This window comes from Candidatus Buchananbacteria bacterium CG10_big_fil_rev_8_21_14_0_10_42_9 (assembly GCA_002773845.1).
Lineage (GTDB): Bacteria > Patescibacteriota > Patescibacteriia > Buchananbacterales > 21-14-0-10-42-9 > 21-14-0-10-42-9.
In genome coordinates this window covers 12782-19514 of record PEZZ01000014.1, presented here as the reverse complement: position 1 = coordinate 19514, position 6733 = coordinate 12782, and the positions used below count along the sequence as shown (strand labels likewise).

Annotated in this window: 8 protein-coding genes; all 8 read left to right on the top strand. The window is 41.5% G+C overall.

Annotation, left to right across the window (positions count from 1 at the left end; translation table 11 throughout):
- Positions 1 to 114 precede the first annotated feature (114 nt).
- The 8 genes from COT81_02090 to COT81_02055 all read left to right on the top strand — a co-directional run bounded on the left by COT81_02090 (position 115) and on the right by COT81_02055 (position 6642).
- The gene (locus tag COT81_02090) at positions 115 to 714 is read left to right on the top strand and encodes a superoxide dismutase (GenBank protein PIS05268.1); all 600 of its coding nucleotides are present in this window, start codon (positions 115 to 117) and stop codon (positions 712 to 714) included.
- Positions 715 to 1094: 380 nt separating this feature from the next.
- A complete protein-coding gene (locus COT81_02085) occupies positions 1095 to 1769 on the top strand; it encodes a hypothetical protein (protein ID PIS05267.1) in 675 nt (224 codons plus the stop codon).
- A 76-nt stretch (positions 1770 to 1845) separates the two neighbouring features.
- Complete coding sequence (locus COT81_02080) at positions 1846 to 2079, top strand: NrdH-redoxin (protein ID PIS05266.1); 234 nt, start codon at positions 1846 to 1848, stop codon at positions 2077 to 2079.
- 159 nt (positions 2080 to 2238) lie between these two features.
- Entirely contained in the window at positions 2239 to 2730 is a 492-nt protein-coding gene (locus COT81_02075) for a hypothetical protein (protein ID PIS05265.1), read from the top strand.
- 106 nt (positions 2731 to 2836) lie between these two features.
- A complete protein-coding gene (locus COT81_02070) occupies positions 2837 to 3673 on the top strand; it encodes a hypothetical protein (protein PIS05264.1) in 837 nt (278 codons plus the stop codon).
- Between the two features lie 2 nt (positions 3674 to 3675).
- Positions 3676 to 4863, top strand: a complete 1188-nt coding sequence (locus tag COT81_02065) for a thiol-disulfide isomerase (protein ID PIS05263.1) — start codon at positions 3676 to 3678, stop codon at positions 4861 to 4863.
- A 16-nt stretch (positions 4864 to 4879) separates the two neighbouring features.
- Positions 4880 to 5575 carry a hypothetical protein gene (locus COT81_02060; GenBank protein PIS05262.1) on the top strand — a complete coding sequence of 232 codons (696 nt, stop codon included), beginning with the start codon at positions 4880 to 4882 and terminating at the stop codon, positions 5573 to 5575.
- An 11-nt stretch (positions 5576 to 5586) separates the two neighbouring features.
- A complete protein-coding gene (locus tag COT81_02055; GenBank protein ID PIS05261.1) occupies positions 5587 to 6642 on the top strand; it encodes a hypothetical protein in 1056 nt (351 codons plus the stop codon).
- Positions 6643 to 6733: the final 91 nt, after the last annotated feature.

Below are 6733 nucleotides of genomic sequence, written 5' to 3'. Positions count from 1 at the left end.
CCATTATACCTCATAGACTGAGTTTACAAATTTTGGGGTACCTGTCACTTTGACTCACGCCGCTAGCGTGATATACTAAATATCTATTAACCATTAACCATTAACCAATATTTTATGTCAGATTATTCAGTTAAAGACTTAGGCTTTAAAGCCGGCTCCTTGAAAGGAATTTCAGAAAAACAAATAACCATTCACCACGATGTGCATTATGCCGCTTACGTTAAAGCGCGTAATGCCATTTCCGAAAAATTAAGAAAAATACGTGAATCCGGCGAGTACGAAAGTATCCGGGCAGTAAAACAGGCCGAATCGCATAATGTTTCCGGCATGGTACTGCACGAAATTTATTGGGATAATTTGGGTGGTGACGGTTCGCAACCCAAAGGAGATTTGTTAAAACAAATTGAATCTGATTTTGGGTCATACGCCAATTGGGAGGCAGAGGCAAAAGCCATTGCCATGAGTACCCGTGGCTGGGCACTGCTTGTCTACGATTTAGACCATAAAACCTTGCACAATGCCTCGGTTGATTACCACGACCAAGGTGCTTGGTGGAACTGTGTGCCAATTGTGGCAATTGACATGTGGGAGCATGCTTTTTATCTTGACCAAGGGCCAAACAAAGGCGATTATTTAGACGCTTATTTTGAAAATCTCAACTGGGGCAGAGCCGAAGAAAAGTTTGCAGCTTTGTCTAAGCTTGATTGGAAATAAAACCCTATCTTGCCTGGAGAGGGGAGCACGCCGACTAAATGACTTCAGCTATTCGGGCGGGAGTGAGGTAGAAACAAAATGATTATGAAATCCACCCTCACCTTCAACCCGTCAGGCGGGTTTCATCCTCTCCCGTCAAAGGGAGAGGAAATAATAAACCCTCTCCTAGCAGGGGACGTCTGACGTCCCAGGAGAGGGGAAGGGTGAGGTAGAAAATATAATCGATTAATCCACCATCACCCACCCTCACCCGTCACCCTTCGACAAGTTCCCGCCAAAGGACAGACAGGCAGGACATAAGGGAGAGGAATTATTAATACGATTAAAAGATTGTAACCAACCTCACTGTGTATGTAATAAATGTGTGATATTATTATCATATGAATAAAATTTGGTATTTAAAACAAGTCCATCTGTTCGACTCAATGCCGGATGACTTTACTGAAAAATTGCATGAGATTACACTGGATCAAAGCTATGATCCCAAGCAGTTAATTTTTGTGCCACAAGAGTCAAAAGAAAAAGTGTATATTTTAAAAAGGGGCGAAGTCCAAATTTACCGCTACGCTAACGACAAAAAAGTCGTTGTCAACCGCCTCGCCCCGGGCGACGTTTTTGGCGATATTTTGGACGATGATGATCCATCGCGCATCGCAAACTTTGCTGAAAGTGTTGGAAACACCTATGTTTGCGTGGCGAGTAAAAATGATTTTTTAAAAATTTTACACGCCTACCCACAAGTTGCGCTTCGGCTTATCAAACAGCTTGGCAGTCAGTTGCAGGAAGCTGAAGATCGCATCCGCGATTTTGGCATGAACAAAGTCAGTGTCCGCTTGCTTAATGAAATTATTCGCCAAGCTAAAAAGATAGGCACGTATGATGATGATTACTATTGGTTGGAGAATAAAGTTACTCACCAGCAACTGGCACAATCTATTAACGCCAGCCGCGAAACGATTACTAAGACCGTTCAGGAACTTAAGGAAAAAGGTTTTATCAAAATTGAGAAAAATATGATAAAAATTGACAGGCAAACACTGCCTGATGTTCTGTAGCAGGTTTTGTGATGTATCTTACTGGCAAGAGATGTTAAAATAATTAAACTTAACTAAGAAATAATTAAACAAGCTTATGGCAAACGTAACTATTTACTCAACTCCAACCTGCACATTTTGCAAGATGTCCAAAGACTTTTTCAAGGCCAACAACATTGATTACACTGAGCACGACGTTTCTTCCGACCAGGCCAAGGCCCAAGAAATGATTGATAAGTCTGGACAGATGGCAGTTCCCGTGATTGATATTGACGGTGAAATTGTGGTTGGCTTTGACGAAGCTAAATTAAAGCAGCTGTTGAAGTTGTAAATTTTGAAAAGCCTTCGACGCGCTCAGGCAATAAGCGAGGTGTAACTTCCGTGTTTATCCGCTGAGCGAAGCGTAATCGCAGTCGAAGGGTTTTTCAAAAGTTTGATGTAAAGTTAACTTGACTTAAGGTAAAAATTTAATATATGATAGAGTATACATATGAAATCACGATCTAAATTAACGGTTTTAATATTTTCCGGATTTGTACTATCGGCATGTACTTTCGGCGGTCAAAACTTGGACACACAACATAACTCAAATTCTGATGCTTTTAATTCATCCAGCCCGGTTGCTTCCGAGCATTATAATGAATATACGCCGGACGCTTTTGAAGCAGCTTTAGCCTCTGGCAAGCCAATTTTTATTAACTTTCACGCTAATTGGTGCCCGACTTGCAAACTGCAAAATCGTGATTTAAATCAATTATTTGGCGCTGACGCGGAAGTCCAATCATCTGGCATTGAGGGATTCTTTGTAAATATTTTAGACAATGAAACTTCTGATGCGGAAAAGGAACTAGCCCTGCGCTATGGTGTGACAAGCCAGCATACTTATATCTATATTAATTCATCCGGCGAAGTGGTTAATAAAACAATCGGCACACGGACGGAAAAACAAATTCGTGATGATTTACAGTCGATTGCCAAATAATTAATAATTTCCCCCGGTCAAGGGGGAGCGCGAGGGGGTTTTATAAAAACTAAATTTCATACAACCCCTTTTACCCTCCCTTCGCACGGGAGGAACCTATAAAACTATGGTCACACTTAATTTAATCTTACTTTCTATCTTGGCTGGTTTTCTAACCATTATCGCACCGTGCATTTTGTCGCTTCTGCCCATCATGCTTGGTTCTTCGCTTAATCAAAATCGCTGGCGGCCGCTCTTCATCGTATTGGGGCTTATTACCACTTTTTCAATTTTCGGCATCATCTTTATCGCGTCTACCAGTTTTCTTGGTTTATCGCGCGAGGGTTTGCGTAGCATCGCGATTGGGTTGATTTTTGTCTTTGGGCTTGCCTTAGTTTTTGATAAAACCTATACCAAAATATATAGCTGGTTTAAAGCTAAGTTTACGACGCTGAAAATGAAAGTTATGCCAAGTTCTAACACGCCTAAACCAGTCATACAACGCAAAGGTCTTTGGGGCGGCTTTACTTTGGGCGCTTCTATGGCTTTAGTTTGGGTGCCGTGTGCCGGGCCAGTGCTTGGGATTATTTTAACTGTCGCTTCGGTTCAACAAGAGTTAACCATCGGTTTAATATTATTAGCTGCTTATGCGGTCGGAGCAGCAGTGCCTTTGCTTATCATTGGTTACGGTGGCCAATGGATTGCCAATAAAGTCAGATGGTTTGCCACCAAAGCCGAATTGGTCCGTCAATTTGCCGGCGCATTACTAATTATCACCGCGTTTTTGATGTTTTTTGGCCTGGACCGTAAATTAGAAACTAAACTCTTTGATATTTTGCCAGACACCACCGCCATTGAATCACAAATAATAGATTCAATATCCATGGACGAAGAAGGCATGATGATGCCGGAAGTATTTGATAATGCCCCCCTGGATTTTAACGAGGGTTCATTAAAAAAATAGGCATGGCCAAAAGCTCAAAAATTATCTTAGCGGTCGTAATTGTCGGGGTGGTGGCGATTGTTGGTTATGTCATTAAATCAGACCCGTTTGGCGACGCATATACCTTTAATCAATCAATTTTATCAACTAACTCAAACGATATTGTGGATCGATCAATTTTTAACCCAAATCCAATTAAGGCGCCTGATTTTCAAGGCATTGAAAGGTGGCTTAATACGCCTAACGGTGAATCTATTTCGTTAACTGATTTGCGTGGCAAGGTTGTGTTAATTGATTTTTGGACTTATTCTTGCATTAACTGCATCCGCACCTTGCCTTACATCACAGAATGGGATCGTAAATATCGCGACCAAGGTTTAGTTATTATTGGTGTGCACTCACCGGAATTTCAATTTGAAAAAAGTGCTGACAATGTATTAAATGCGATTGCCGAACATAACATTGAATATCCGGTGGCTCAAGATAATGATTTTAAGACTTGGCGGGCGTACCGGAATCAATTTTGGCCGGCTAAATACTTTATTGATCACAAAGGCAATATTGTGTGGCAGCATTTTGGCGAAGGCCAATATGATGAATCAGAAAAAGTGATTCAGCAGCTATTAAAAGATGCCGGTCTGATTGAATCCGGTCTTGGCTTATCAGATGTTCAAGGAGAGTCAGTTAAGGACAAAAACATAACGCCGGAGTTATATTTTGGATATTCAAGATTAAGCCCGCCAAATTTTTCCAATTGGGAAAGTATAGTCCCGACACCTTCGGGAGGGTCGATACCAACTCGAGTAGCGGCAAAAAATCTTCCTCTATTTAACAACCCAATTCAATTCAGCCCACCCTTAGATGTGCAATTACACAGTTTCTTCTTGGAAGGGGATTGGAAGATTGGCGATGAAAGTTCCAAACTTGAAAGTGAGAGCGGTAAAATTGTAATCCATTATCGCGCCAGCAAGGTTAACATTGTGATGCAAGCTGATGCGCCGGTAGTGGCAGAAGTTCTAATTGATGGCCGGCCATTAAATCAAAGTGAGTTAGGAGACGACGTTGTGATCCAAAACGGTAAAAGCATTACCACTATACAGCCGTCACAACTGTATAATTTTATTAACACTGGTGATGAGTATGAGGAGCACACATTAGAACTTATTTTTCAATCATCCGGTGCAGAGGCCTTCGCCTTTACCTTTGGCTAATTAGTAAATTGATAGTATGAAGTATGGAATCAGTTTGGCTGTGTTAATTGCTGTGCTTGGAGGAGCTTATTTTATATTTATTTCCTCTCATGACCAAGATAATCCAGGCACTAATATGGCTAGTGACCAATCTCACCGACAAGATAATAGTGATATGGTAAATTCTAATCCTGATGGGGCGGGCGATAGCTCTTCACAATTGATGGTTGATAAAAATGCTACAACTGAAAATGAAGACGTGGTTTTGGAAAAGGAGCCAGGCGATAATACCTTAGAAGAAACTGTTGTCACTGATTCGATTGTTTCACCAAATAATACTACCCCCGATCCGGCGGTGGATTATAATCAAACTGTTCCAGTGACATCGGTTAATTATCAGCGATACAATGAGGCTGATTACCAAGCTGCGCTAACTTCCGGGCAGCCAGTATTATTATATTTTACTGCCAGTTGGTGTCCAACTTGCCGCCGCCAAAACCCGGTTGTTAATGAATTGTTTGGTACCGACGCTGATGTCTTAAGTTGGGGAGTCCAAGGATTTTTTGTTCATTATAATGACCCTGAAACAAATTCTGAAGACCAAGCACTAGCCAAAGAGTTCGGGGTGACTTATCAGCATACATTTTTTGTCATCAACGGTAGCGCTCAAAATAAATTTATCGGTCATCAAACTACCTCTCAGTTAAAAAGTCAAATCAGCTCAATCCTTTAAGTTGAAATTGTATGAATAAAAATATTCTTTTGCCGCTCGGCGCTATTGTTTTGATTGCTTTTGCTTTGTTGATATGGCAAAAATATTTTGTCGCTAGCGCCTCTCAAGATTTAGATGGTAATTTTATAACTGACCAAGAATTATTTTTTAATAATGGAAGCATATCCCCAAGCGCCAATAATTTAGGCGAGCCACCGCAAGAAAAAATATTAATCACTAATGGTATTAAACACAGCGTTCCGCTAGACGAAATAATTTCCGGCGGGGTTGAAAAAGATGGCATTCCGCCAATTGACAATCCTGAATTTGTGAGCGTGGCGGAAGCTGATGAGTATCTAGACCCTAACGGCCTTGGCATCGGCATTGTGCGAGACGGCCTTGAGCGATATTATCCGTTTCAAATTTTAGTTTGGCATGAAATTGTGAATGATATAATTAACGGTCAAAGAGTATTAATAACATATTGTCCGCTTTGCGGAACCGGCATAGTTTTTGATCCAGTAGTAAACGGGACACGAGTTGAATTTGGCGTATCGGGGAAGTTATATAATTCCGATTTAGTCATGTACGATCGGCTAACTGATTCGTACTGGTCGCAAATTGAAGGTAAGGCGATTGTTGGCGAAATGACCAGGGCCAAGCTTGAGTTGCTTCCGGCCGATAACGTTACTTGGGCTGATTGGAAACGCGACCACCCGCAAAGCCAAGTATTGTCACGCGATACCGGCTATATTAGGGATTACGACCGCAATCCGTATGGCAATTACAACGCAAGCGGTGCTATTTATTTCCCAGTCGACAATCAAAATGATCAGCTTCACCCCAAAGATTGGGTATACGGCGTTGAAGTTAACGGTGCATTTAAAGCCTACCGCTACGCGGCACTGAATGCATCTGGCAGTTTTGAAGATAATCTTGGTGGCCAGGAACTGACGGTAAACTATGATAGTGACCGCGACGTTATCACCGTTTACGATGCAGAAACTGGTGAGGAAATCACCGGCGTGCGGTCGTTTTGGTTTGCCTGGTATGCCTTTCATCCAGGGACAGATTTATATAACCCTTAAGCTTGACCATCACTGCCATGATGGATATAATTATTTTGCTAATTAGTAATACTAAATAGCGTAGGTATAAATGCGAAGCTTGTGGTAATGA

Excerpts from the sequence above, each read along its gene's own strand:
- COT81_02090 (PIS05268.1), top strand. The coding sequence starts at position 115 with ATGTCAGATTATTCAGTTAAAGACTTAGGCTTTAAAGCCGGCTCCTTG.
- COT81_02085 (PIS05267.1), top strand. The coding sequence starts at position 1,095 with ATGAATAAAATTTGGTATTTAAAACAAGTCCATCTGTTCGACTCAATG.
- COT81_02080 (PIS05266.1), top strand. The coding sequence starts at position 1,846 with ATGGCAAACGTAACTATTTACTCAACTCCAACCTGCACATTTTGCAAG.
- COT81_02075 (PIS05265.1), top strand. The coding sequence starts at position 2,239 with ATGAAATCACGATCTAAATTAACGGTTTTAATATTTTCCGGATTTGTA.
- COT81_02070 (PIS05264.1), top strand. The coding sequence starts at position 2,837 with ATGGTCACACTTAATTTAATCTTACTTTCTATCTTGGCTGGTTTTCTA.
- COT81_02065 (PIS05263.1), top strand. The coding sequence starts at position 3,676 with ATGGCCAAAAGCTCAAAAATTATCTTAGCGGTCGTAATTGTCGGGGTG.
- COT81_02060 (PIS05262.1), top strand. The coding sequence starts at position 4,880 with ATGAAGTATGGAATCAGTTTGGCTGTGTTAATTGCTGTGCTTGGAGGA.
- COT81_02055 (PIS05261.1), top strand. The coding sequence starts at position 5,587 with ATGAATAAAAATATTCTTTTGCCGCTCGGCGCTATTGTTTTGATTGCT.